We start from the raw sequence: 23,630 nt of genomic DNA, 5'->3' as shown, positions 1-23,630 counted from the left end.
CTCAGCGCTCCTTCTCGTCACGTGCGGTGCGCCGGGACAGGACGATCGCGCCGACCAGCGCGGCCAGCAGCAGCACCGACAGCGCTTCGAACGGCAGCACCCAGTAGCGGAACAGGGTGACGCCGTTGGCCGTGGTGCTCCCGGCCACGGTGCCGAGGTCGATCCAGGTGCTGCGGAACGCGTCCACCACCAGGGTCACCAGCGTCGCGGCGGCGGCCACGGCGACCCCGAGGGCGACCCAGCGGTTGCCGGAGTCGGCGTCGGGTGAGACGCCGATCGGCGCGCGCGTCAGCATCAGCCCGAACAGGACGAGCACGACGACGGCGCCGACGTAGATCAGCACCTGCACCCAGGCGACGAACTCGGCGGTCAGCAGCAGGTACTCGATCGCGAGCCCGCCGAGGGCGACGACCAGCCAGAGGGCTGCGTGGACCAGTTGCTTGGTGGTGACGGTCAGCAGCGCGGCGCCGAGGACGGCGAGGCCGACCAGGACGAAGACGATCTCGACGCCGGAGGGCGAGAGGAAGCCGTGGGTGGAGTCGAGCGCGGGCGCGGTGGCGAGCTTCGTCACGCCTCGTCCTCCTTGGGCGCGTCGGCCTCGGCCTGCAGGGCTGCCGCGTGCGTCTTCTCGGCGGCCTTGCGCGAGGCGGCGATCTCCTTCGGCTCCTCGGCGGCCGGGTCGAGCGCGGGCGGGGCGGGCACGGTCCACATCCACTCGCGCAGACGCTCGCGCTCGTGGGTGAGGTCGTGGATGTCCTCCTCCGCGTACTCGAACTCCGGCGACCAGAACAGCGCGTCGAAGGGGCAGACCTCGATGCAGATGCCGCAGTACATGCAGAGCGAGAAGTCGATCGCGAACCGGTCCAGCACGTTGCGGGTCCGGGCGCGGGCGTTGGGCTCGGCGGCGGGCAGCGTCTCCTTGTGGGAGTCGATGTAGATGCACCAGTCCGGGCACTCGCGCGCGCAGAGCATGCACACGGTGCAGTTCTCCTCCAGCAGCGCGATGACGCCGCGCGAACGCGGCGGCAGCTCGGGCTGCACGTCGGGGTACTGCGCGGTGACGGTCTTCTTCGTCATCGTGCGCAGGGTGACCGCGAGGCCCTTGGCCAGGCCGCGGCCGGGGATCTTCGGAGCCACTAGGAGATCACCACCTTGACGATGCCGGTCAGCGCGAGCTGCGCGAGCGAGAGCGGGATGAGCACGATCCAGGCGAAGCGCATCAGCTGGTCCTCGCGCAGGCGCGGGTAGGTGACGCGGATCCAGATCACCAGGAAGGCGAGGGCGAAGGTCTTCAGCAGCATCCACAGCCAGCCGAGGCTGCCGGACATCGGTCCGTGCCAGCCGCCGAGGAAGAGGACCGCGGTCAGCGCGGAGATCACCAGGATGCCCGCGTACTCGGAGAGCAGGAACAGCGCGAAGCGCAGGCCCGTGTACTCGGTGTAGGCGCCGAAGATGATCTCGGAGTCGGCGACCGGCATGTCGAACGGCGGGCGCTGGAGCTCGGCGAGACCGGAGACGAAGAAGACGAACCCGCCGACGATCTGCCAGGGCACCCACCACCAGTGGAACGCCCCGAGGATCCCGGTCAGCGAGACCGTCCCCGCCGCCATCGCGACGGACGCGGCGGCCAGCAGCATCGGCAGCTCGTACGCCATCAGCTGGGCGGCGGTCCGGATCCCGCCCAGGAGGGAGAACTTGTTCGCCGACGCCCACCCCGCCATCAGCGAGCCGAGCACACCGACGCCCATCACGGCGAGCACGAAGAACAGCCCCGCGTCGAGGTCCTGCCCGAGCAGGTCGCCCGGCCCGAGCGGGATCGCGACGAGGACGAGCAGGTACGGCAGCAGCGCGACGGCGGGCGCGAGCTGGAAGATCCTGCGGTCCGCCCCGGCCGGGACGACGTCCTCCTTCTGCGCGAACTTCACGCCGTCGGCGACGAGCTGCGCCCAGCCGTGGAACCCACCCGCGTACATGGGGCCGAGGCGGCCCTGCATGTGGGCCATGACCTTGTGCTCGGTCTGCCCGATCACGAGAGGGAACACGAGGAACACGAGCAGCACGGCGATGCACCGCACCAACGCGTCGAGCGTGGCGGTCACGCGCCCTCCTCGGGAGTCTCGCCGCTTGCGCCACTGCCGGCGCCGGGTTCGGTATCAGCGGGGCCCTCCCCCACGGGCGGCGCAGCCGGGTTCGGCGAGGCCGCTCCGGGCGCGGGCTCAGCCGGGTTCGGCGAGGCCGTTCCGGGCGCGGGCTCAGCCGGGTTCGGCGAGGCCGTTCCGGGCGGCGCGGCCGGGGCCGGGGAGGCCGTTCCGGGCGCGGGCGCAGCCGGGGTCGGCGAGCCCGTTCCGGGCGCGGGCTCAGCCGGGTTCGGCGAGGCCGTTCCGGGCGGCGTGGCCGGGGCCGGGGAGGCCGTTCCGGGCGGCGTGGCCGGGGCCGGGGAGGCCGTTCCGGGCGCGGGCGCAGCCGGGGTCGGCGAGCCCGTTCCGGGCGCGGGCTCAGCCGGGAGCTCGCCGTCAGCGGGCGCGGGCTCGGCCGGGGCCGGCGAGGCCGCTCCGGCACCAGACCCGGGGCCGGACGCCTGCGGCTCGGCAGGCGCAACCGCCGGGCTCGGGCCCTGCGCGTCGGCGGCGAGCGCGGGCTCCTCCGGCGCCGCAGGCGCGGCCGGGGCCTCGGCCTCCGCCGCGAGCGACGCGGCAGGGGCCGGCGAGGCCGTGTCCGACTCGGGCTCGGCGCCGGACGCCTGCGGCTCGGCAGGCGCCGACGCTGCGGCGGGCGGTTCGGATGCCTGGCTGACGCTGCCGGAGGTGACCGAGCGGGCGCGGCGGGGGCGGGTGGTGCCCGCGTCAGGGGTGGCCCAGGGCATGTCCGGGGACGCCGCAGGCGTGGCAGCAGCCTCGGCCGCGGGCGCGGTGTCGGGCGCCTGGCTCGCGCTGCCCGCCGCGACGGAGCGGGTGCGGCGCGGGCGGTCGGCGGCGGGGCCGCCCGCCGCCGCGCGGGCACCACGGGCCGGGCGTTCGGGGGCCGGGGGGAGTGTGCCCTTGAGGGGGCCCCACTCGTTGGGGTCCGGGACACCCGGAGGCAGCATGCGGCGGCGGGCCGTGCCCTCCGCCGGGCCGTGGTCGGACTCGCCCGGCTCCTTCGCGCCCGGCCAGGCCTTGGCCACGCGCGCGGCCAGGACGAACTCCTTGCGCAGCGGGTGCCCCTCGAAGCCGTCGGGCAGCAGCAGCGGCACCAGGTGCGGGTGGCCCGCGAAGTCGACGCCGAACATCTCGTGCGTCTCACGCTCGTGCCAGGCCGCGCCCGCGTAGACGGGGATCGCCGTCGGCAGCGTGGCGGCGTCGCGCGGGACGCGCGTGCGCAGCAGCAGGTGCGTCACGGAGCCCGCCTCGCCCGCGTGGGCGAGGTGCGCGGAGACGGAGAAGCCCTCGGCCAGCTCGTCCACCGCGGAGAGCCAGTCGAGGTAGGCGAGGCCGAGGCCGTCGCGGCACGCGGTCAGCGCCTCGATCCAGTGCTCGGCGGGCACGTCGACGGTGACCAGCGCGTACGCCTCGCTCGCCGTGGCCCATGGGCCGACGGAGGAGGCGAGCTCCTCGGGGGACAGCTCACGGCTCACGAGGCGTCACCCGGGCCCCGGACGAGCGGACGGGAGAGCACGGCGGCGGAAGGTGCGGCCGGAACCGCCGGGTACTGCTCCGGCAGCGACTCCCGCGCGATCTTCTCCTGCAGCTTGAGGATGCCCTGGAGCAGCGCCTCGGGCCGCGGCGGGCAGCCGGGGACGTAGACGTCGACGGGGATGATCTGGTCGACGCCCTTGGTGACCGAGTAGGAGTCCCAGTACGGGCCGCCCGAGTTCGAGCAGGCACCGAAGGAGATGACGTACTTCGGCTCCGGCATCTGCTCGTACAGGCGCTTGACGGCGGGGGCCATCTTGTCCGTCACCGTGCCGGACACGATCATCAGGTCCGCCTGGCGCGGGCCGGGCGCGAAGGGGATCACGCCGAGCCGGATGAAGTCGTGCTTGGCCATCGACGCGGCGATGAACTCGATCGCGCAGCAGGCCAGGCCGAAGTTGAAGCACCACAGGCTGTACCGGCGGCCCCAGTTCAGCACGACCTTGATCGGGTCGGGTGCCATCCGGGCCAGCGGCCCGAGCTTTCGGACCTCCAGGGCGCCACCGCCCGGACGTGAGGGGTCCGGGGTTCCGAGGTTCACGACCATTCCAGGACACCCTTCTTCCAGGCGTAGAGCAGGCCGACCGCGAGGAAGCCGATGAAGACGCCCATCTCCACCAGCGTTCCGGCCCCGAAGCCGGGCGCGGAGAAGACCGTCGCCCACGGGAAGAGGTAGATCGCGTCGACCGCGAAGATCACGTAGAGGAAGGAGTAGACGTAGTACCGGATCTGGGTCTGCGCCCAGCCCTCACCCACCGGGTCGACGCCGCACTCGTAGGCGAGCAGCTTCTCCGGCGTGGGCGCGAAGGGCCGCAGCAGCCGGTTGGCGGTGAACGCCGTCCCGACGAAGAGGACCCCGATCAGCGCCATCAGGCCGACGACGGAATAGGCGTGGAAGTACCCCGTGCGGGATGCCGCCAGTGCCTGCACGGCCAGCATGGTCACTCGCCTCCGATGGGTCGCGTGGGGCTGATGGGTCTCTTAACGCAATCCTTGCCTTTACGGGGCAGGAGTCTAGGTCCCAGCGGCTTCGACCTGTGAACCGCGCCCACCCGTTGGGCGGTCCCGATCCGGGGGGCGGGACGGGGTAGGGCTGTCCCCACCCCCGGTCGTCCGCCCTGCCCCATGGCGCTACGCACCCCGCACCGGCCAGTCTTGGATCATGACTGAGCCGACCCGCGCCGCACGGCGCCCCCACTTCGATGCCCGGATGGCGCGGCAGGCCGTCCACCTGCTCACCGACCTGCCGGTCGGCATCACCGCCTTCGCGCTGGCGGTGCCCCTGCTCGCATTGGGCGTCAGCCTGCTCATCACCGTCGTCGGCTTCTGGCTGCTCTTCGCCACCCTGCTGCTGCTCCGGGCGGGCTCCTCGCTGGAGCGGGCGCGGGCCCGCGTGCTGCTGGGCGAGGACATCCCGGAGCCGCCGCCGGTGCAGGCCCGCCGGCCCGGCTTCCTGCAACTGGTCTTCGCGACCCTCAGCGACGGCCTGGCATGGCGCACCGCGCTGTACTGCCTGGTGATGCTGCCGTGGGGCATCATCGCGTTCACCGTGACCGTGGTCGCCACGGTGGTGCTCTTCCCGCTGCTGCCCTGGATCGTCCACGGGCTCTCCGCGGTGGACCGGGCGCTGGTCGGCTCGCTGCTCTCCCCCGGACGCCTGACGGAGCGGGTCCGCGAGCTGGAGGACGACCGCGGCGCGGTGGTGGACACCGCCGCGGCGGACCTGCGCCGGATCGAACGCGACCTGCACGACGGCGCGCAGGCCCGGCTGGTGACGCTGGCCATGGACCTGGGCCTGGCCAAGGAGAAGCTGACGGAGGATCCGGAGGCGGCGGCCCGAATGGTGTCGGACGCCCACAACGAGGTGAAGCTGGCCCTGCGGGAGCTGCGCGACCTGGCCCGGGGCATCCACCCCGCCGTGCTGACCGACCGCGGCCTGGACGCGGCGCTCTCCTCGATCGCGGCCCGCAGCCCGCTGCCCGGCGGCGTCCGGGTGGAGGTGGAGCTGTCCGAGCGGCCCGACTCGGCGATCGAGGGCATCGCCTACTTCACCGTCAGCGAGCTGCTGACCAACGCGGCCAAGCACTCGCGCGCGTCGAGCGCGGGCGTGGAGATCTGGCGCTCGGGCGAGCGCCTGATGCTGCAGGTGCGCGACGACGGCACGGGCGGCGCCCAGGAGCTGCCCGGCGGCGGCCTGGCGGGGCTCGCCGAGCGGATCCGCGCGGTCGACGGCGTCTTCGTCGTCGACAGTCCGGTCGGCGGTCCGACGAACATCACTGCGGAGCTGCCATGGCGGACGCGAGCGGGAGCACGGTAGGACCGGTCGTCACCGGGCAAGGGATATGACGGTTTTGACCGGATGTTCATTACGGTTAAGGAGCTGTACAGCCTCGGTTGGGTTTCTCTCAGGCATGAACCACCTGTGAGCCGCTATGGTCCGGCGTTCGACTCATCGTCACACGTTCGCACGACCTTAACGAGGGAACCAGCCGTGACCACGCCCCAGAACCCCTACCAGACCCCGCCGCAGGACGGCCAGGCCGCGCCGCAGAACCCCTACGCGACCCCGAACGCCACCGTCCCGCCGCAGCAGGGTTACGCGGCGCCCCCGGCCGCCGGTTTCCAGGCGCCCCCGGCCACCGGCTTCCCGGCCCCGCCGGCCCCGGCGAAGGCCTCCGGCGGCAAGCGCCTGGGTCGCGCGGGCAAGCGGATCCTGATCTACATCGTGGTCTTCATCGTCATCGGCGTGGGCTACACCATCTACGACCAGGTCACGGGTGGCGCTGACACCGCCAAGGTCGGCGACTGCGTCTCCGTCACGGGCTCGGACACCAACCCGGACCTGCACGTCGTCTCCTGCTCCGACTCCAGCGCCAACTACAAGGTCGTCGATGTCAAGGACGGCTCGGACGAGAACGAGTGCCAGGGTGTCCCCGGCGCCGTCGCCGGCTACTCGCAGACCGGTGGCCGCTACACCAGCGCCGTCGTCCTCTGCCTGGGCAACAAGTAATCCACGCCCCACGTCCGCCTCGCCGCGCTCGCGGCGGGGCGGACGTCGTGCTGTGTGCCGGGTAGGGCTGTCCCCACCCCCAGGACACCGAGCCGCCCCAGTGCCCGCGCGGGGCGCACCAGGCAGGCTGGACCGTATGACGACACCTGCGATCATCTCGGCCCGGACCTGGCGCGCGACCCTCCACCTGATCCTCGATCTACCGCTGGGGGTCGTCTCGTTCAGCTATGTCGTCTCGCTGTTCTGCTTCGGCGTCGGTTCGGTGATGACGTTCGTGGGTCTCCCGATACTCGTCGCCTGCGTAGCCGGTGCCCGCGCCTTCGGCACGATGGAACGCGCGCGGACGCGCGCCCTGCTGGGCGAGGAGATCCCCGCGCCGGCGCCGGTGACGCAGTCCCGCCCCGGCCTCGTCGGCTGGATCCGCGGCATGCTCTCCGACGGCGCGAGCTGGCGCGCGGCGCTGTACGCGTTCCTGCTGCTGCCGATGGGCGTGCTGGGCTTCACGCTGGCGGTGACGCTCTGGAGCGTGGGCATCTCGGCGACGCTGTACCCGCTGTACCACTGGGTGTTCCCACGGTACGTCGGCTGGCCCGGCTACAAGCTGTGGGAGAACAACGGGCACAGCCACTACATCTCGACCCTCCCGGAGATCGCCGCGACCTGCGTCGCGGGCATCGTGCTGGTGCTGGTCGCGACGCAGGTCGTGAAGAGCCTGGCGGCCGTGCGGAGGGCGATGGCACGCGGGCTGCTCGCGTAGGGGCGCGAGACAGGGCCTCGCACCCCTAACGGGTCGCCACGGTCCGCGTGTCCTTACCCGACCGCAGGACCGTGCCCGGGATCGCGCCGGAGAGCTTGCCCTCGCGGACCGTCTCCACGCCGTTGACGCGGACGGCGACGATGCCCTCCGGGCGGGAGTCCAGCCGCGGGCTCTCGCCCGGGAGGTCGTGGACGAGGGTCGCCGGGCCGGCGTCGATCGTCTCCGGGTCGAAGAGGACCAGGTCCGCGTGGTTCCCCACGGCGACCGTGCCACGGCCGCGCAGGCCGAACAGCTCGGCCGGGTCGGACGTCAGCATCCGGACCGCCTGCTCCAGCGGCAGCAACCGCCGCCGCCGCAGGCAGTCCGCGAGGAAGCGGGTGGTGTACGGGGCGCCGCACATGCGGTCCAGGTGCGCCCCCGCGTCCGAGCCGCCGAGCATGACGTCCTCGTGCTGCCAGGTCTCCCGCCGCAGCTCCCAGCTCGCCGGATCGTTGTCCGTGGGCATCGGCCAGAGCACGGTCCGCAGCTCGTCGTTGACGCAGATCTCGACCAGTGCGGCGAACGGGTCCTGGCCGCGCTCGGCGGCGATCTCCCGGACGACGCGGCCGGAGAGGCCGTCGTTCGCGGCCGAGTAGGTGTCCCCGATGACGTAGCGGCCGAAGTCCGCGAGGCGGCGGAAGACGCCCGCCTCGGGGCTGTTGGCGCGGCGCAGCAGCTCCTCGCGGACCTCCGGGCGCCGCAGCTCGGCTATGCGCTCCGGGACCGGCAGGCCGAGGACCGGGCCCCAGCCGGGGATGAGGTTGAGCGCGCAGAAGGTGCCGAGGCTCATGTTCATCGGCGTCAGGATCGGCATGGTGAGCGCGACGATCCGGCCGCCCGCCTCCCGGGCCCGCTGCGAGGCGAGGAGCTGGCGCGGGACGCGGTCGGGCACGGCCGCGTCGACGGTCAGCACGTTCCAGTTGAGCGGGCGTCCGGCGACGGCGCTCATCTGCACGAGCAGGTCGATCTCCGCGTCGGCGAACGTGTCGAGGCAGCCCGCCACGATCGCCTCGATCTGTGTGCCCGGGGCCTCGCCGACCGCGCGGCAGAGGGCGAGCAGTTCCTCGGGCCGCGCGTGGCGGGAGGCGACCGGCTGCCCGTCGCCGTCGGAGTGGGTGCCGGACTGCGTCGTGGACAGGCCCCAGGCGCCCTCCGCCATGGCCTGCTTGAGCAGGGCGACCATCTGCGCCAGCTGCTCGGCCGTCGGCTGCCCGCCGACCGCGTCCGGGCCCATGACGTGCCGCCGCAGCGCGCAGTGGCCGACCATGAAGCCGGCGTTGACGGCGATCTTCCCGTCCAGCGCGGCGAGGTACTCGCCGAAGCCGGACCAGCCCCAGGGCACGCCCTCCTCCAGCGCGGCGAGCGACATGCCCTCGACGCGGGCCATCATCCGGCGCGTGTAGTCGGCGTCCTCCGGCCGGGCCGGGTTGAGCGGCGCGAGGGTGAAGCCGCAGTTGCCCCCGGCGACGGTGGTGACGCCGTGGCCGAGGGAGGGGGTCGCGAAGGGGTCCCAGAAGAGCTGGGCGTCGTAGTGGGTGTGCGGGTCGACGAAGCCGGGGGTGAGCACGAGGCCGGTGGCGTCCTCGGTGGTCACCGCGAGCTCCCGGCAGGCGCCGGCCGCGGTGACGACGGCGACCCGGCCGTCCTTGATCCCGAGGTCCGCGCTGCGCGCGGGGGCGCCGGTGCCGTCGACGAGGGTGGCTCCGCGGATGAGGTGGTCGAGCATCTCCTGCGCCCCTTAGCTCGCGGCCTGCCGGAACCGGGTGGTCCGGTGGACCGGGTCGGTGTCGATCTTGGGGATGACGTGCTCGCCGATCAGGCGGATGGTCTGCGCGGTCTGCTCCGGCGGGAGGCCGACCGGCAGGCCGAAGACCAGCTGGTCCGCGCCCGCGGACTCCCAGCGCTTGCACTGGCGCAGCACGTCGTCCGGGTCGCCGCAGATCATCAGCTCCTCGGCGACGAGGAGGTCGATCAGCTCCTCGCTGTACTCCGGCAGCAGCTCGGGCCACTCGGGGATGCCCTCGGGCCGCGGGAAGGTGTCGTGGTAGCGGAAGAGCAGCGACTGGAGGTAGTTGAGGCCGCCCCGAGCGGCCAGGCGCCGGGCCTCCTCGCGGGTCTCGGCGCAGATGGCCGTCGAGGTCACCATCACGTTGTCGTTGACGAACGCCCCGACGGGCTCGGCCTCCCGCACCGCGTGCTTGTAGCTCTCGACGACCCACTCCATGTCGGAGACCTTCTGCACGCTGAAGCCGAGCACGCCGAGACCCTTGCGCGCGGCCATCTCGTAGGAGGCGGGGCTGCCCGCGGCGTACCACATGGCCGGGTGGGCCTTGCCGTACGGCTTCGGCAGCACCTTCCTCGGCGGCAGCGACCAGTGCTTGCCACTGAAGCCCTGGTACTCGTCCTGGAGCCACATCTTGGGGAACTCCCCGATGGTCTCCTCCCACATCTCCTTGGTGGCGTTCATGTCCGTCACGTCCGGGAGGAAGCCGAGGATCTCGTGGCTGCCGGCGCCGCGGCCGGTGCCGAACTCGAAGCGTCCGCCGGAGAGGTGGTCCAGCATGGCGACGCGTTCGGCGACCTTGACCGGGTGGTTGACCCGGGGCAGCGGGTTGAAGATGCCGGAGCCGACGTGGATGCGCTCGGTGGCGTGGGTGAGGTAGCCGATGGCCACATCGTTGGCGGAGAGGTGCGAGTACTCCTCCAGGAAGTGGTGCTCGGTGAGCCAGGCGTACTTGAAGCCCGCCTTGTCGGCCTGGACGACGTAGTCCATCTCCTCCATCAGGGCGTGGTGTTCGGCCTGCGGGTCGGCCAGGGATCGACTTCTGGGCACGTAGCCCTGGATGAAGACACCGAACTCCATGAGCGGTCACCATCTCCATATCTGACGAACCATCAGATTGCGATCCGACTCTCGCACCCGTGCCCGGACCGGTCAAGACTTGACGGACGACGGCGCCACGCGCACGGCGGTCCCGGCGGCGGTCAGCCGATGCTGACGCCGCTCATCCAGCCGCCATCGGCCACGAACGGCTGGCCGGTGACGTAGGACGAGTCCGCCGAGGTGAGGAAGAGCGCCAGGCGGGCCATCTCCTCCGGGCGGCCGATCCGGCCGAGCGGGACCGCCTTGCCGTAGAGCTCCGCCGTGGCCGAGGCCAGCGCCGCCGCGTCCTCCGGACTCAGCGCGGGCGCGCCGTCCGCGCCCGCGAAGGCGTTGGCCGGGTCGGACATCGGGGTGTCCACCGCGCCGGGGCAGAGGGCGTTGACGCGGATGCCCTTGGGTGCCAGCTCCAGCGCGGCCACGCGCGTCATGGCGACGATCGCGCCCTTGGTCGCGGCATAGGAGGTCAGCAGCGCCATGCCGGTCAGTGCCGTGTAGGAGGCGGTGTTGACGATCGTCCCCCCGCCCGCGGCCTCGATCGCGGGCGCGGCGGCGCGCATGCCCAGGAAGCAGCCGACCTGGTTGACCCTGACCACCGCCAGGTACTCCTCCAGCGGCGTGCTCACCAGCTCGTTGAAGCGCAGGATGCCGGCGTTGTTCAGCAGGCCGTCCAGCTTGCCGAAGGACGCGACGGCGGTCTCCACGGCCGCCGCCCAGTCCTCCTCGCTGCCGACGTCGAGGTGCTGGTAGCGGACCCGGTCGGCGCCGAGCTCCAGTTGGAGCTCCTTGGCCAGCGCCTCGCCGCGGTCGTCCAGCACGTCGCCGAGCAGCACCTGGGCGCCCTCGGCGGCGAAGAGGCGGGCCTCCGCCTCGCCCTGGCCGCGTGCGGCGCCGGTGATCAGGACGGTGCGGCCGGACAGCCGTCCGGTGGTGGCCTCGGTCATGGTGCGGGCTCCCCTCACAGAACTGGATCTGACTATCCGTCAGTTTCCTTGGGGAGCCCGCACAAGGGAAGACCTCACACGAGCGGCAGCACGTCCTGGGCGATCAGCTCCAGCTGTGCCAGGTACTCCCCCATGTCCCGGCTGCGCGGCCGCAGCTGCACGTGGGTGACGCCGACGGCGACGTAACCGCGCAGCATCTCCGCCAGCTGCTCCGGCTTGCCGGAGACGGACCGGCGACCGATCTCCCACCCCGGCTCGCCGACGTACAGCGGCGGCACGATCGCGTTCACCACGAACGCGCCCTCGCGCCCCTCCCGCTCGCGCACCGACTCGATCAGTCGCAGCTGCGCGGGCAGGGTGTCCAGGGTGTCGCCCTGGGAGAGCCAGCCCTCGGCGTGCGCGGCCGCGCGCCGGACCGCCGCCGGGGAGGAGCCGCCGACCCAGATCGGCGGCGGCGCCTGCACCGGACGCGGGCTGACGGCGAGCTCCCGGAACGGGAAGCGCGGCCCCGGGTGCTCCGGGTACTCGTCCGTCAGTGCCACCCGCAGCGCCGCGATGGTCTCCGTCAGGATCTCGCCGCGCCGGTGGAAGTCCACACCGAGCGTCTCGAACTCCTCCTGCACATGACCCGCGCCCACGCCGAGGATCAACCGGCCACCGCTCAGCAGGTCGAGCGTCCCGTACTGCTTGGCGCTGAGCAGCGGGTGCCGCAGCGGCGCGACCGCGACGTGCGAGAGCAGCCGGGTCCGGGTCGTCAACGCGGCCAGGTAGCCGAGCGTGGAGACCGGGTCGTACCAGGTCGCGCCCATCGGCCCGGCCAGGCGGCGCGGGATGGCGACGTGGTCGCAGCAGGCGACGTAGGCGTACCCGAGCCGGTCGGCGGCCTGCGCGACGGCGGCGAGCTCCGCCGGCCCGGCCTGCGTCTCCCAGGGCTCGACGAACATCGTGCTCTGCGCCTGGACGGGCAGCTGGATACCGAACTCAGCCACGGCCGCCCCCCGAGACACCCGGGACACCCGCAGCCCCGGCCCACAGGCCGCCCGGAGTCAGACCCAGGAGCTCGATCGCGTTGCCGCGCACCAACTGCTCGACCACCGGCGCGTCCAGGTGCCCCATCTGCTCCTCGGCGACCTCGCGGCTGCGCGGCCAGGTGGAGTCGGAGTGCGGGTAGTCCGTCTCGTACAGGACGTTGGCGGCGCCGATCGCGTCGAGGTTGCGCAGGCCGTGCGGATCGTCGAAGAAACAGCCGTAGATGTGCCGGGCGAACAGCTCGCTGGGCCGCGTCAGCACCTTGTCGGCGACGCCGCCCCAGGCGCGGTTCTCCTCCCACACCACGTCCGCGCGGGCCAGGATGTAGGGGATCCAGCCGATCTGGCCCTCCGCGTACATGATCCTCAGGCCCGGGAAGCGGTCGAACTTGCCGCTCATCAGCCAGTCGACCATCGAGAAGCAGCAGTTGGCGAAGGTGATCGTCGATCCGACCGCGGGCGGCGCGTCCGCCGAGGTCGACGGCATCCGCGAGGAGCTGCCGATGTGCATGGCGATGACCGTGCCGGTCTCCTCGCAGGCGCGCAGGAACGGGTCCCAGGCGTCGGTGTGGATGCTGGGCAGGCCCAGGTGCGGCGGGATCTCGCTGAAGCAGACGGCCCGCACGCCGCGTTCGGCGTTGCGCCGCACCTCGGCGGCGGCCAGCTCCGCGTCCCACAGCGGCACGATGGCGAGCGGGATCATCCGGCCGTGGGCGGCGGGACCGCACCACTCCTCGACCATCCAGTCGTTGTAGGCGCGGATGCAGAGCAGGCCCAGCTCGTGGTCCTTGGCCTCGGTGAAGGTCTGGCCGCAGAAGCGGGGGAAGGTCGGGAAGCAGAGCGCGGACTGGACATGGTTGATGTCCATGTCGGCGAGCCGCTCGGGTATGGAGAACGAGCCTGGGCGCATCTGCTCGTAGGTGATCGCCTCCAGCCGCACCTCCTCGCGCGGGTAGCCGACGGCGGTGTCGAGGCGGGTGAGCGGGCGGCGCAGGTCCTCGTAGACCCACCAGTCGGCGATCGGGCCCTCGCTGCCCGGCTCGCCCATCCTGGGCGCGAACCGCCCACCGACGAAGGTCATCTCGGCGAGCGGTGCCCGGACGATGCGGGGGCCGATCTCGCGGTACCGGGCAGGCAGCCGGTCCTGCCACACGTGCGGCGGCTCGACGGTGTGGTCGTCCACCGAAACGATCCAGGGGAAGCTCTCCATGCCGGTCAGGCTACGCGTAATCTGACGATCCGTCAGGACCCGTGTCAGGTCACGACTGCACAGCCTGGACCGGCCCGGTGGAGCGAGGCGCTACTGGAGCGTCCCCAGGGTCACGTTGGCCGTCTTGGTCGCGCCGTCGCGCAGGTAGGTGACCGGCACCTGCTGGCCCGGCTTGTCCGCGGCCAGTGCCTCCGAGAGCGCCTGGACGCTGTCGACCGTGGTGCCGCCGAGCTTGGTGATCACGTCGCCGGCCTTGAGTCCGGCCTTGTCCGCAGGGCCGCCACTGGTCACCGAGACGACGCCGGCGCCGGTGGTCTGACTGCCGTCACCACCCTGCGCGATCACCGTCCGAGTGGTGATGCCGAGCGCGGCCCGGCCGGAGTCGGTGACCTTGCCGTACTTGATCATCTGGTCGGCCAGGTTGGTCACCGTCGAGGCCGGGATCGCGAAGCCGATGCCGGGCGCCTGGGCGTTGCCCTCGTTGTTGTCCAGCGCCGCGAGCGTGTTGACGCCGATCACCTGGTTGGAGAGGTTGACCAGCGCGCCGCCGCTGTTCCCCGGGTTGATCGCGGCACTCGTCTGCACCATGTTCGGAATCGTGGCACCCTGCGGGTTCTCCTGGCTCTTGCCCTCGCTGACGGTGCGCCCGACGGCGGAGACGATGCCCTGCGTCACGCTGGAGGAGAGCCCCAGCGGGTTGCCCATCGCGAGCACGATCTGCCCGATCTCCACCTTGGAGCTGTCGCCGAAGGTGGCCGGCTTCAGCCCGGAGGGCGGGTTCGTCAGCTTGACCACGGCCAGGTCGTTCGCCGGGAAGCTGGCGACCAGGGTCGCGTTCAGCGGCTTGGACTGGTCCGAGAGCAGCACCTGGAAGGTGGTGGAGCTGCCGACCACGTGGGCGTTGGTGACGATGTCGCCCTTGGTGTCGTAGACGATGCCGGTGCCGAGGCTGTTCGACGCGTTGATCTGCACGATCGAGGGCAGCACGGCCTTGACGGTGTTCTCGTAGGCGGTCTGCAGGTCGTTGCTGACACTCGGCGCGGGAGCGGCGCTCCCCTGGTCCGAGGACTTCGAACTCCCACCGCCGCCGCTGCCACTGCTGGTGCACGCGGTGAGCGCGAGCAGGGCCGCAGCGGCGGCGGCGACGGCGGGGATCAGGCGACGGGCCGGGAACTCCATGACTGCGACCTTCACTGTGGACGACGATGATGATCTGTCCTTATTGTCGCGTTTGTCATCAAAGATTCCCGGAAGGCGCGCACGAAGTGCTAGCTCTTGGCCTTCGTCAGGTCATAGACCGTCACCCCGTCGACGGTCGTGGAGCTGTAGTTCTTGGCCACCCACGAGGAGATCCGCGACGAGTCGCTCGATCCGCCGGTGCTGCTCCCGCCCATGCCGCCCATGGTCAGCGCACCGCCGAGGAAGTAGTGGACCTTTCCGGCCCGGACCAGGCTCTCGAACTCGGCGAGGGTCGGCGCGGGGTCAGTGCCGTTGAAGCCCCCGATCGCCATCACCGGCGCGTCGCTCGCCAGCTGGTAGCCGGCCGCGTTCTGCGAGCCGACGGCCGCGGCCACCCAGGTGTAGCTGGAGACGCCCTGCTTGAGCAGCGCGGTCAGCGCGGTGCCCGGCTTGCTGCCGTCCAGCAGCCCGCCGGCGCCGCCGCCGCCCGTACCGCCGCCCGTACCGCCCCGCGTGGCGCCGCCCGCAACGCTGCCACCGGGGAAGCCGCCACCTTGGAAGCCGCCGAAGCCACCCGCGCGGCCGGTGCCACCTCCGCTCGACGTGCCGCCGGTGCCCCCGCCGGGGAAGCCGCCCTGCCCGCCCTGACCGCCCTGACCGCCCTGACCGCCCTGGCCGCCGGTGCCGCCGGTGCCCCCGCCCGGGAAGGCTCCGCGCGTCGCGCCTCCCGCCCGCATGCCACCGCCGAAGCCACGACCGGAACCGCCACCGAAGCCGCCGCCCTGCACGGCCGGACCCGCCGAGGGCAGCGAGCCACTGTGCGCGGTGCCCGCCGTCTCGACGCTGTACGCCGCCGGTCCCACCAGCGAGGCCAGCACCGCCGCAGCCGCGGCCGCCGCCCACAGCCGACGGCCGATCAGCGGGCCGAAGGCCAGCACCAGCGCCGCCGCCAGGGCGAGCAGCAGCACCGTCCAGCGCAGCCACGGCAGCCAGTCCGCGCTGCGGTCCAGCAGCACGTAGGCCCACACGCCCGTCACCGCGACGACCATCGCCGCGACGCCGGACGCCGCCCACCGCCCGCGCCGCTCCCACACCAGTTCGGCGCCGAGGCCGACCACCACCGCCAGGTACGGGGCCAGCGCCACGTTGTAGTACGGGTGGAAGATGCCCGCCATGAAGCTGAAGACCAGGAACGTGGTCACCAGCACGCCGCCCCACAGCAGCAGCGACGCCCGCAGCGCGTCCGTCCGCGCCGCCCGCCGGGTCCACCACAGGCCCGCCGCGAGCAGCAGGAACGCCGCCGGGAGCAGCCAGGCGATCTGACCGCCCATGTCGGAGCCGAACAACCGGGTGATGCCGGTCGCCCCCCACATCCCGGTACCGCCGCCACCGCCCCCGCCGCCGACGCTGCCGGTCTCCGAACCGGTGATCCGGCCGAAGCCGTTGTAGCCGAAGGTCAGCTCCAGGAAGTCGTTGTGCTGGCTGCCGCCGATGTACGGCCGGTACTGGGCCGGCGTCAGTTCCACGACCGCCACCCACCAGCCGGAGGAGACCACCAGCACCACCAGCGCGAGCAGCAGCTGCCGCACCCGCCGCCACAGCCCGGTCGGTGCGAACAGCAGGTAGACCGAGCCGAACGCGGGGAGCACCAGGAACGCCTGGAGCGTCTTGGTCAGGAAGGCGAGACCGATCAGCGCCGACGCCAGCACCAGCCAGCGTGTCCGCGCCTGCTCCTGGGCCCGCTGCACGGCGTAGCCGGCCAGCGCGAGGAGCAGCGCGAGCAGCGCGTCGGGGTTGTCGAAGCGGAACATCAACGCCGCGACGGGCGTCAGCGCGAGCGCCGCTCCCGCGATCAGCGCGGGCCCGGCCGAGAGGCGGCGCTTGACCGCCGCGTACACCACGGCGACGGCGGCGACCCCCTCGAGTGCCTGCGGCACCAGGACGGACCAGGAGTTGAGGCCGAAGATCCGGGCGGAGAGCTCCATCACCCACAGCGAGGCCGGGGGCTTGTCGACGGTGATGAAGTTCGCCGAGTCGGAGGAGCCGAAGAACATCGCCTTCCAACTGTGCGTGCCCGCCTGCACGGCGGCCGCGTAGAACTGGTTGGCCCAGCCGGACGCGCCCAGGTCCCACAGGTAGAGCAGCGCGGTCAGGGCGAGCAGTCCGAGGAAGGCCGGGCGCGCCCAGCGCGGGTCGCGGGGCCGTCGCTCCTCGGACGGAGGGGGGCCCGGCTGGTCGACGGTCGGTTCGGGGAGCGTAGCGGTCATGGCCTCACGCTCCCCGAGCACACTGTCGGGCGGGTGTGCCGTTCCTGTGCCCCCGCCGTCAGGCCGTCGCCAGGACGGAGGCGAGCGGCAGCCGCACGCTGAACACCGTCTCGCCCGGCTCGCTGGTCACCCAGACCTGCCCGCCGTGCGAGGCCACGACGGCGGCGACGATGGCCAGACCCAGCCCGGTACTGCCCGCCTTGCGCGAGCGTGACCCGTCGCCGCGCGCGAAGCGCTCGAAGACGGTGGGCAGCAGCTCCTGCGGAATGCCCGGCCCGTCGTCGGCGACGGCGAGGACGGCCGTGCCCGCGTCGACCGTGAGCGAGGCGGTGACGGTGGTCCCGGGCGGGGTGTGCTTGCCCGCGTTGGCCAGCAAGTTGACCAGCACCTGGTGCAGGCGGTTCTCGTCGCCGAGCACCTCCGGCGCGAGCTCGCCCTCGGGCAGCCGCACCTCCCACCGGTGGTCGGGCACGGCCGCGTGCGCGTCGCGCACCGCGTCCACGACGAGCGGCACGAGGTCCACGGGCTCCCGCTCCAGCGGACGCCCGGCGTCCAGCCGGGCGAGCAGCAGCAGGTCCTCGACGAGCGCGGTCATCCGCGTCGCCTCGGACTCGACGCGCCCCAGCGCGTAGGCCGCGTCCGGCGGCACGGTCTCCCGGCTGCGCCGGGTCAGCTCGGCGTAGCCCTTGATCGAGGCGAGGGGGGTACGCAGCTCGTGACTCGCGTCGGCGACGAACTGTCGCACCCGCGTCTCACTCGCGTGCCGCGCTTCGAGCGCGGCGGAGACGTGGTCGATCATCCGGTTCAGCGAGGCCCCGACGAGCCCGGACTCGGTCCGGGGATCGGTGTCGTCGGCGGGCACCCGCGTCAGCCTCCCGACCTCGCCCTCGTGCAGCGGCTGCATCGAGATCCGCGCGGCGGTCGCCGCCACGCGGTCCAGCGGCCGCAGCGAGACCCGGATCAGCCCGAACCCGACGAAGCCGACCAGTATCACGCCCGCGACCCCGAGCACCGCCTCGGTCGCGATGAGGCTGCCCATGGTGTCGTCGACCCCGGAGGCCGACACGCCCACGGTGATCGGACCGGCGTTCGCGGCCTGTCCCGGCGGCCCGCCAGGGCCGAACGCCGGGTCGGACTCGACCAGGTAGGTGCCGCGCCCCGGCAGGTCCACCGTGTGGGTGTTGCCGTCCGCGGGGACCGCGCTCAGTGCGTCGATCTGCGCCTGCGTCAGGCTCGCTCCGCGCTCGTTGACCCCGCTGAGCGTGACGTTGCCCTGGCGGTCCTTCGCCAGGCCCACGGCGTCACGCTGCATGCCCGGGCCCTGCATGAAGTTGAACCCGTGGTCGTCGCCTGCGCCCTGCTTGGCCAGGCCGAAGCGGGCGCCCTGGGCCGTGCTGGCCAGCTCGTCGCGGAGCGAGCCCTCCAGGTGGCCGCGCAGCTGGAGCGTCGTCAGCGCGGCCATGGCTGTGAACACAGTGGCCAGCAGCATGGTGACCACGACGACCAGCCGCACCCGCAGGGGCCAGGTCGACCAGCGGCGGATCATGACGCGGTGGCGGCGCTCTCCGCCACGGCGGGCTTGAGGACGTAGCCCGCGCCGCGCATGGTGTGGATCATCGGGGCGCGGCCGGCATCGATCTTGCGGCGCAGGTAGGAGATGTACAGCTCGACGACGTTGCCCTGGCCGCCGAAGTCGTAGTTCCAGACCCGGTCCAGGATCTGCGGCTTGCTCAGCACCCGGCGCGGGTTGCGCATCAGGAAGCGCAGCAGCTCGAACTCGGTCGCCGTCAGGCGGATGGAGGAGCCCGCGCGGTGGACCTCGCGGCTGTCCTCGTCCAGCGTCAGATCGCCGACGACCAGCAGCGACTCGCTGCGCGCCGCCGCCGCGCCGCTGCGGCGCAGCAGGCCGCGCAGGCGGGCGACGACCTCTTCGAGGCTGAACGGCTTGGTGACGTAGTCGTCGCCACCGGCCGTCAGTCCGGCGATGCGGTCCTCGACGGCGTCCTTGGCGGTCAGGAAGAGCACGGGGACGTCATGGCGCTCGGCGCGCAGCCGGCGCATGACCTCCAGCCCGTTCAGGTCGGGCAGCATCACGTCGAGGATCACCGCGTCGGGGCGGAAGTCGCGGGCGGCGCGGATCGCGGCCGCGCCGTCGCCGGCGGTGGTGGTCTGCCAGCCCTCGTAGCGCAGCGCCATGGAGAGCAGGTCGGCGAGAGGAGCCTCGTCGTCGACGACGAGCACCCGCACGGGGGTGCCGTCGGGACGGCGGAGCTCGGAGGAGGCATCGGCCGGAGTCGTGGTCATGTCGGACACGGTGCCGATGTTGAATGAGAAATCGATGAGGTATCGCTACGTCGGCCCTGTGAGTTCCCTGGGAGTTTTTCTCAGCGGGCCCACCGACAGCTCATGGACGGCTCATGGATGCCTCACAGCAGGCCGAGGTCGCCCAACTCCTTGTGCAGGTCCGAGCGCTCGCCCGCGGTGACGGGACCGGGCAGCGGACCGGACGCCGGACCGGGCACCGCGGGCACGCCCCCGGACGGTCCGGCCGCCACGGGGGTGACCGCCTTGGGCCGCCGGTCACGCAGCAGCCAGGCGCCCGCCATGCCGCCGACCAGGCCGCCGAGATGGGCCAGCCAGCTCACCCCCGGCGTGCCCGGCACGGCGATGGTGACCAGGTAGGCGAACGAGGCCGCCATGACCAACCCGATCAGGGTGTCGATCAGGTGCCGGTCGAAGATCCCGCGCAGCACCACGTAGCCGAAGTACCCGAAGATGACGCCGCTGGCGCCCACGCCCACCGTGTCGGTGCCCTGGAAGAACCAGACCGCGAGCCCACTGGTCAGCGTGACCAGCAGGGTCAGCCACAGGAACCGGCCGACGCCCCGGTACGCGGCCAGGAAGCCGAAGACGAACAGCGGGCCGGAGTTGGACTCGATGTGCTCCCAGCTGAAGTGCAGGAACGGCGCCGCGAAGACGTCCGGCAGCCGGCCCACGTCCCAGGGGCGGATGCCGTACTCCAGCGAGAGGTCCTGGTGGTCGACCCAGTTGACGATCTGCAGCGCCCAGATCACCACCATGAAGCCGAACATCACGAAGAACGCCTTGCGTGCCTCCGCGAGCATCAGCTCCGGGGTGTCCAGCTCCTTCGGCGCCCACAGAGATCGCTCGGCCATCGGACCCTCCCCCTCACGTGCCGTCGGGATCACTGTAGGGCGGGAGGGTCCGTCGGCGAGAGGCGTCAGAGCGCGCTGATACCGAATCGGTGCGCGACCCGCGCGCCCGGCTCGATCGCCAGCACGTCCTCGCCGGTCGCGAAGGCGTTCGGCGGGCAGCTCATCGGCTCCACCGCGATGCCCGCCCGGCGGTAGCCGCCGGGGAGGGTGTCACCCGTGTAGAGCTGCACCCAGTCCAGGCCCGCGCCCAGCCACAGCTCCACGCCGCGGCCGCTCTCCGGGTCGGTGAGCCGGACCCGGGCCAGCCCGTCGGCGTCGCGGGTCAGTCCGGTGCAGGCGGTGTCCAGCTCGGTCGCGCCCAGGACGCGCGGCTTGCGGAAGTCGTACGGCGTGCCGTCCACGGACTCGCGCGCGCCGGTGGGGATCTTGCGGTCGTCGACCGGCAGCCAGATGTCGGCCGGGACCTCCAGCCGCGCCTCGCCGACGCTGCCGGGGCCGCGGCCCAGCGTCAGGTACGGGTGGGCGCCGAGGCCGTAGGGGGCGACCTTGTCGCCGACGTTGCGGGCCGCGATCTCGACCGTCAGGCCGGCCTCGCTGAGCTCGTAGTGGGCGGTCAGTTCCAGGATGTGGGGGTAGCCGTGCATCGGGTAGAGCCGCAGCCCGTAGCGGACGTAGGCGGAGCCCTGCCCGGCGTCCTCGGCGACCACGCGCCAGGGCAGCCAGCGGGTGAAGCCGTGACTGGCGTTGCCGGTGGCCGGCTCGCTCAGGTCCAGCTGCCGGTCCTCGCCGTCGAAGCGGTAGCGCCCGTCGCGGACCCGGTTGGGCCAGGGGATCAGCAGTTGCCCGGCGCCGCCCGGCGGCTGGACCTCCTCCGGGTACTTGACCACCAGCGGACGCCCGCGGTGGCTCAGTCCGCGCAGGCCGGCGCCCACACCGCTGATCACCGCACGGTAGTCGCCGGCCTCGATCACCTGCTGCGGCCCGTTGGGGGAGAGATGCGCGTCAGCCATGCGGCCATCCTCGCATCCGCGCCGCCCGGCCGTCGGCCCGGTGGACCTCCGGTCTCACCCCCCGGACGGGACCTCTGGCCCGCCAGTGCTAACCTCACGCTCACTTGCGACCGATATTCCTCACGGACCATCAGGCACCCCCCGTACGGCGGTACGGGCAGACAGCAGAGGCACGCGTTGACGGCTCGACACGTCCGCAGACGGTCACGGCGCTGGATCGGCATGGGTGTGGTGCTCGCGGCCGGGGCGCTGGTGGTCGGCGCCGTCGCCGAGGCAGCCCCCAACCGGGGTCAGGCCAGGCAGGCGACCCCCACCGCCGCGCCCGCGTCCGGCTCGCTGGCCTGGCCGAGCGTCCCGGCGCAGCCCGCGACCACCCTTCAGCACGACTTCGACGCGGCGGCGGCCGAGTTCCACGTCCCGGCCCCGGTGCTGCTCGCCGTCTCCTACGAGGAGACGCAGTGGGAGTCCCACGGCGGCCGTCCGAGCGTGACCGGCAACTACAACGTGATGGGCCTGACCGAGGTCAACAGGGGCAACCTGACCGCGCAGGGGGGCTCCGGCATCCGCGGCTCCGCGGACGAGACCGCCTCGCACACCGCCTCCGCGCGGGCGCTCGCGGAACTGCACCGCGTCGACACCGCCTCGCCCGCTCTGCACACCCTGCAGACCGCCGCAGCCCTGGCCGGGGTCTCCGCCAAGCGGCTGCGGACCGACATGCGCCAGAGCGTGCGCGGCGGCGCCGCGCTGCTCGCCTCCTACGAGTCGCGGGTGCAGGCGACGCCCGGGGCGCTGCCCGCCGACGCGGCCCAGTGGTGGCCCGCGGTCGTCGCGTACGCGCAGGCCGAGACCCCGGAGGCGGGCCGGCAGTTCGCCGCCCGCGTCTACGCCCTGATCCAGGGGGGCGCGTCCCGGCTGACCGACGACAACCAGCAGGTCACCCTGGCCGCCTCACCCTCGGTTCGCCCGCCGCAGCTGGCCGGCGCGCTCGCCTCGCTCGCCTCCCCCGCCGGGAACACCGAGTGCCCCTCCGGCCTGGCCTGCACCTTCACGCCCGCCGCCTACCAGCGGGACACCACGCAGGACACCACCAAGGGCGCCACCCGGGACGCCGCCGAGGACGGCGGCTACGGGGACTACGCGAAGGCCGACCGTCCCACCGACGGCGACGGCGTCTCCTCGCTGGTACTGCACGAAACCGAGGGCTCGCGCGACGGCGCCCTCGCCTTCCTCCAGGACCCCACCTCCTACGCGAGCGTCCACTACCTGATCGGCCGCGACGGCTCGGTGACGCAGCTGGTCCCGACCCAGGACGTCGCCTGGCACGCGGGCAACACCAGCGTCGACGCGCACTCGATCGGCATCGCCCACGAGGGCTACGCGCTGCGGACCGGGAGCTGGTACACCGAGGCGGAGTACGAGTCCTCGGCCGCGCTGATCCGGTACCTGGCGGCCCGCTTCTCCGTCCCGCTGGACCGCGAGCACCTGCTCGGCGGCGACGACGTCCCCACGCAGGCCCCGGCCGCGGCCGAGGCCCCGGAGCCCTACTGGGACTGGAGCCACCTGCTGGACCTCGTCGGCGCGCCGCTGACCGGCCTGCGCACGCAGCCGGTGGTCGGCGCCACGGTCACCGTCGCCCCGCCGTACGACCGCACCACCCAGCCCCAGCTGACCGGCTGCGGCGCGACCGGCCAGGCCTGCCCCTCCCACCCGGCGAACTTCGTCTACCTGCGCGAGCTCCCGTCCGCGGACGCGCCCCTGCTCGGCGGCGGCACCACGGAGGCCAGCAACACGACGGCCAAGGCCGTCTACGGCCAGACCTTCGTCGTCGCGGGCCTCTCCGGCGACTGGGTCGGTGTCTGGTACGGCGGCCGTGAGGCCTGGTTCGAGGACCCGTCCTGGCGCGACACCCTCGTCCCCGATCCGGCGTCCGGCGCCGCGCTGACGCTGGTGGCCCCGATCGGCGACCAGCCGATCCCCGTGTACGGGCGCGCCTACCCGGAGTCCTCGGCGTATCCCGCGTCCCTGTCCGCGCTGGCCTCCTCGCCGGCCCAGCAGCTCACCCCGCTGGCGGACACCATCACCCCGGACCAGGCGTACCTGGCCGGAGCGCAGCTGAGCGGCGACTTCTACGCCGCGAGCTACGGCTGCGCGGGCCCGGCGGGCTGCACGGTGGTGATCGGGTCGACGCAGTACTACCCCATCCGGTTCGACCACCGGCTCGCCTACGTCCGCGCCTCGGACGTCCAGCTGATCACCCCGGCCCCGCTGCCGTCGCCGTCAGCCAGCTCTTCGTCGCACTGAGCGCTCGTTCAGTCCCGGTCGCGCCACAATGCGCGGCCGGGACTTCGGCATGCGCCCGATCTCTCCAAATAGCGTGCAGCCTCACATGGGGGCACTCTGGACAGAAGAGCTACTGCCGATTAACTTAACGTTCGTTCGACAAGCTTTCCAGGAGAGG

General features: G+C 72.7%; 21 protein-coding genes. 4 read left to right on the top strand and 17 right to left on the bottom strand.

Translation table 11 applies throughout. The annotated features are described in order from the left end of the window. Position 1: 1 nt before the first annotated feature. Genes ABH931_RS19070 through ABH931_RS19045 form a run of 6 tightly spaced genes read right to left on the bottom strand, consistent with a single transcriptional unit; the run spans position 2 to position 4,610 of the window. Positions 2–571 carry an NADH-quinone oxidoreductase subunit J gene (locus ABH931_RS19070; protein WP_370114790.1) on the bottom strand — a complete coding sequence of 190 codons (570 nt, stop codon included), beginning with the start codon at positions 569–571 and terminating at the stop codon, positions 2–4. Further along, positions 568–1,137, bottom strand: a complete 570-nt coding sequence (locus ABH931_RS19065) for an NADH-quinone oxidoreductase subunit I (RefSeq protein WP_370114788.1) — start codon at positions 1,135–1,137, stop codon at positions 568–570. The genes ABH931_RS19070 and ABH931_RS19065 overlap by 4 nt, the downstream gene beginning before the upstream one ends. Further along, positions 1,137–2,099: an NADH-quinone oxidoreductase subunit H gene (locus ABH931_RS19060; protein WP_370114786.1), complete on the bottom strand. Its 963-nt coding sequence runs from the start codon at positions 2,097–2,099 to the stop codon at positions 1,137–1,139. The genes ABH931_RS19065 and ABH931_RS19060 overlap by 1 nt, the downstream gene beginning before the upstream one ends. Next, on the bottom strand, positions 2,096–3,613 hold the full coding sequence (locus tag ABH931_RS19055) for an NADH-quinone oxidoreductase subunit C (protein ID WP_370114784.1): 1,518 nt from the start codon (positions 3,611–3,613) through the stop codon (positions 2,096–2,098). The genes ABH931_RS19060 and ABH931_RS19055 overlap by 4 nt, the downstream gene beginning before the upstream one ends. Continuing rightward, positions 3,610–4,218 (bottom strand): NADH-quinone oxidoreductase subunit B, encoded by a 609-nt coding sequence (locus ABH931_RS19050; RefSeq protein ID WP_370114783.1) that lies wholly within the window; start codon positions 4,216–4,218, stop codon positions 3,610–3,612. The genes ABH931_RS19055 and ABH931_RS19050 overlap by 4 nt, the downstream gene beginning before the upstream one ends. Further along, positions 4,209–4,610 (bottom strand): NADH-quinone oxidoreductase subunit A, encoded by a 402-nt coding sequence (locus tag ABH931_RS19045; RefSeq protein ID WP_370114782.1) that lies wholly within the window; start codon positions 4,608–4,610, stop codon positions 4,209–4,211. Before ABH931_RS19045 ends, ABH931_RS19050 begins: the two co-directional genes overlap by 10 nt. A 223-nt stretch (positions 4,611–4,833) precedes the next feature. Here ABH931_RS19045 and ABH931_RS19040 point away from each other — a divergent pair, with 223 nt between their 5' ends. From ABH931_RS19040 to ABH931_RS19030, 3 genes are all read left to right on the top strand, one after another. Continuing rightward, the gene (locus ABH931_RS19040) at positions 4,834–5,988 is read left to right on the top strand and encodes a sensor histidine kinase (protein ID WP_370114780.1); all 1,155 of its coding nucleotides are present in this window, start codon (positions 4,834–4,836) and stop codon (positions 5,986–5,988) included. A gap of 174 nt (positions 5,989–6,162) precedes the next feature. Further along, entirely contained in the window at positions 6,163–6,681 is a 519-nt protein-coding gene (locus ABH931_RS19035; RefSeq protein ID WP_370114778.1) for a hypothetical protein, read from the top strand. A 136-nt stretch (positions 6,682–6,817) separates the two neighbouring features. Then, positions 6,818–7,438, top strand: a complete 621-nt coding sequence (locus ABH931_RS19030; RefSeq protein WP_370114776.1) for a sensor domain-containing protein — start codon at positions 6,818–6,820, stop codon at positions 7,436–7,438. 25 nt (positions 7,439–7,463) lie between these two features. Here the strand turns inward: ABH931_RS19030 and ABH931_RS19025 are convergent, their stop codons facing one another. From ABH931_RS19025 to ABH931_RS18975, 11 genes are all read right to left on the bottom strand, one after another. Next, a complete protein-coding gene (locus ABH931_RS19025; protein WP_370114774.1) occupies positions 7,464–9,203 on the bottom strand; it encodes an amidohydrolase family protein in 1,740 nt (579 codons plus the stop codon). A 12-nt stretch (positions 9,204–9,215) separates the two neighbouring features. Next, positions 9,216–10,340 carry an LLM class flavin-dependent oxidoreductase gene (locus ABH931_RS19020; RefSeq protein WP_370114772.1) on the bottom strand — a complete coding sequence of 375 codons (1,125 nt, stop codon included), beginning with the start codon at positions 10,338–10,340 and terminating at the stop codon, positions 9,216–9,218. A gap of 122 nt (positions 10,341–10,462) precedes the next feature. Further along, positions 10,463–11,302 carry an SDR family NAD(P)-dependent oxidoreductase gene (locus ABH931_RS19015; protein ID WP_370114770.1) on the bottom strand — a complete coding sequence of 280 codons (840 nt, stop codon included), beginning with the start codon at positions 11,300–11,302 and terminating at the stop codon, positions 10,463–10,465. A gap of 74 nt (positions 11,303–11,376) precedes the next feature. Beyond that, a complete protein-coding gene (locus ABH931_RS19010) occupies positions 11,377–12,291 on the bottom strand; it encodes a TIGR03619 family F420-dependent LLM class oxidoreductase (protein WP_370114768.1) in 915 nt (304 codons plus the stop codon). After that, positions 12,284–13,540, bottom strand: a complete 1,257-nt coding sequence (locus ABH931_RS19005) for an amidohydrolase family protein (protein WP_370114766.1) — start codon at positions 13,538–13,540, stop codon at positions 12,284–12,286. The genes ABH931_RS19010 and ABH931_RS19005 overlap by 8 nt, the downstream gene beginning before the upstream one ends. Positions 13,541–13,630: 90 nt before the next feature. Next, the gene (locus ABH931_RS19000) at positions 13,631–14,719 is read right to left on the bottom strand and encodes a S1C family serine protease (RefSeq protein ID WP_370114764.1); all 1,089 of its coding nucleotides are present in this window, start codon (positions 14,717–14,719) and stop codon (positions 13,631–13,633) included. An 89-nt stretch (positions 14,720–14,808) separates the two neighbouring features. Continuing rightward, on the bottom strand, positions 14,809–16,986 hold the full coding sequence (locus ABH931_RS18995) for a glycosyltransferase family 39 protein (protein WP_370114763.1): 2,178 nt from the start codon (positions 16,984–16,986) through the stop codon (positions 14,809–14,811). Between the two features lie 58 nt (positions 16,987–17,044). Continuing rightward, positions 17,045–18,532 (bottom strand): ATP-binding protein, encoded by a 1,488-nt coding sequence (locus ABH931_RS18990; protein ID WP_370114761.1) that lies wholly within the window; start codon positions 18,530–18,532, stop codon positions 17,045–17,047. Then, positions 18,529–19,290 carry a response regulator transcription factor gene (locus ABH931_RS18985; RefSeq protein WP_370114759.1) on the bottom strand — a complete coding sequence of 254 codons (762 nt, stop codon included), beginning with the start codon at positions 19,288–19,290 and terminating at the stop codon, positions 18,529–18,531. The genes ABH931_RS18990 and ABH931_RS18985 overlap by 4 nt, the downstream gene beginning before the upstream one ends. Before the next feature lie 122 nt (positions 19,291–19,412). Next, a complete protein-coding gene (locus ABH931_RS18980) occupies positions 19,413–20,162 on the bottom strand; it encodes a rhomboid family intramembrane serine protease (protein ID WP_370114757.1) in 750 nt (249 codons plus the stop codon). Positions 20,163–20,227: 65 nt separating this feature from the next. Next, a complete protein-coding gene (locus tag ABH931_RS18975; RefSeq protein ID WP_370114755.1) occupies positions 20,228–21,172 on the bottom strand; it encodes an aldose 1-epimerase family protein in 945 nt (314 codons plus the stop codon). A gap of 222 nt (positions 21,173–21,394) precedes the next feature. Here ABH931_RS18975 and ABH931_RS18970 point away from each other — a divergent pair, with 222 nt between their 5' ends. Then, positions 21,395–23,473: an N-acetylmuramoyl-L-alanine amidase gene (locus ABH931_RS18970; protein ID WP_370114753.1), complete on the top strand. Its 2,079-nt coding sequence runs from the start codon at positions 21,395–21,397 to the stop codon at positions 23,471–23,473. Positions 23,474–23,630 lie beyond the last annotated feature (157 nt).

Source organism: Streptacidiphilus sp. MAP12-33 (genome assembly GCF_041261265.1).
Classification (GTDB): Bacteria; Actinomycetota; Actinomycetes; order Streptomycetales; family Streptomycetaceae; genus Streptacidiphilus.
Note: the sequence above shows the minus strand (reverse complement) of the source record. Positions and strands in the feature narration are given on the sequence as shown.

Excerpts from the sequence above, each read along its gene's own strand:
- ABH931_RS18985 (WP_370114759.1), bottom strand. The coding sequence starts at position 19,290 with ATGACCACGACTCCGGCCGATGCCTCCTCCGAGCTCCGCCGTCCCGAC.
- ABH931_RS18980 (WP_370114757.1), bottom strand. The coding sequence starts at position 20,162 with ATGGCCGAGCGATCTCTGTGGGCGCCGAAGGAGCTGGACACCCCGGAG.
- ABH931_RS19025 (WP_370114774.1), bottom strand. The coding sequence starts at position 9,203 with ATGCTCGACCACCTCATCCGCGGAGCCACCCTCGTCGACGGCACCGGC.
- ABH931_RS19000 (WP_370114764.1), bottom strand. The coding sequence starts at position 14,719 with ATGGAGTTCCCGGCCCGTCGCCTGATCCCCGCCGTCGCCGCCGCCGCT.
- ABH931_RS18970 (WP_370114753.1), top strand. The coding sequence starts at position 21,395 with ATGGGTGTGGTGCTCGCGGCCGGGGCGCTGGTGGTCGGCGCCGTCGCC.
- ABH931_RS18975 (WP_370114755.1), bottom strand. The coding sequence starts at position 21,172 with ATGGCTGACGCGCATCTCTCCCCCAACGGGCCGCAGCAGGTGATCGAG.
- ABH931_RS19020 (WP_370114772.1), bottom strand. The coding sequence starts at position 10,340 with ATGGAGTTCGGTGTCTTCATCCAGGGCTACGTGCCCAGAAGTCGATCC.
- ABH931_RS19015 (WP_370114770.1), bottom strand. The coding sequence starts at position 11,302 with ATGACCGAGGCCACCACCGGACGGCTGTCCGGCCGCACCGTCCTGATC.
- ABH931_RS19005 (WP_370114766.1), bottom strand. The coding sequence starts at position 13,540 with ATGGAGAGCTTCCCCTGGATCGTTTCGGTGGACGACCACACCGTCGAG.
- ABH931_RS19040 (WP_370114780.1), top strand. The coding sequence starts at position 4,834 with ATGACTGAGCCGACCCGCGCCGCACGGCGCCCCCACTTCGATGCCCGG.
- ABH931_RS19030 (WP_370114776.1), top strand. The coding sequence starts at position 6,818 with ATGACGACACCTGCGATCATCTCGGCCCGGACCTGGCGCGCGACCCTC.
- ABH931_RS19050 (WP_370114783.1), bottom strand. The coding sequence starts at position 4,218 with ATGGTCGTGAACCTCGGAACCCCGGACCCCTCACGTCCGGGCGGTGGC.
- ABH931_RS18995 (WP_370114763.1), bottom strand. The coding sequence starts at position 16,986 with ATGACCGCTACGCTCCCCGAACCGACCGTCGACCAGCCGGGCCCCCCT.
- ABH931_RS18990 (WP_370114761.1), bottom strand. The coding sequence starts at position 18,532 with ATGATCCGCCGCTGGTCGACCTGGCCCCTGCGGGTGCGGCTGGTCGTC.
- ABH931_RS19045 (WP_370114782.1), bottom strand. The coding sequence starts at position 4,610 with ATGCTGGCCGTGCAGGCACTGGCGGCATCCCGCACGGGGTACTTCCAC.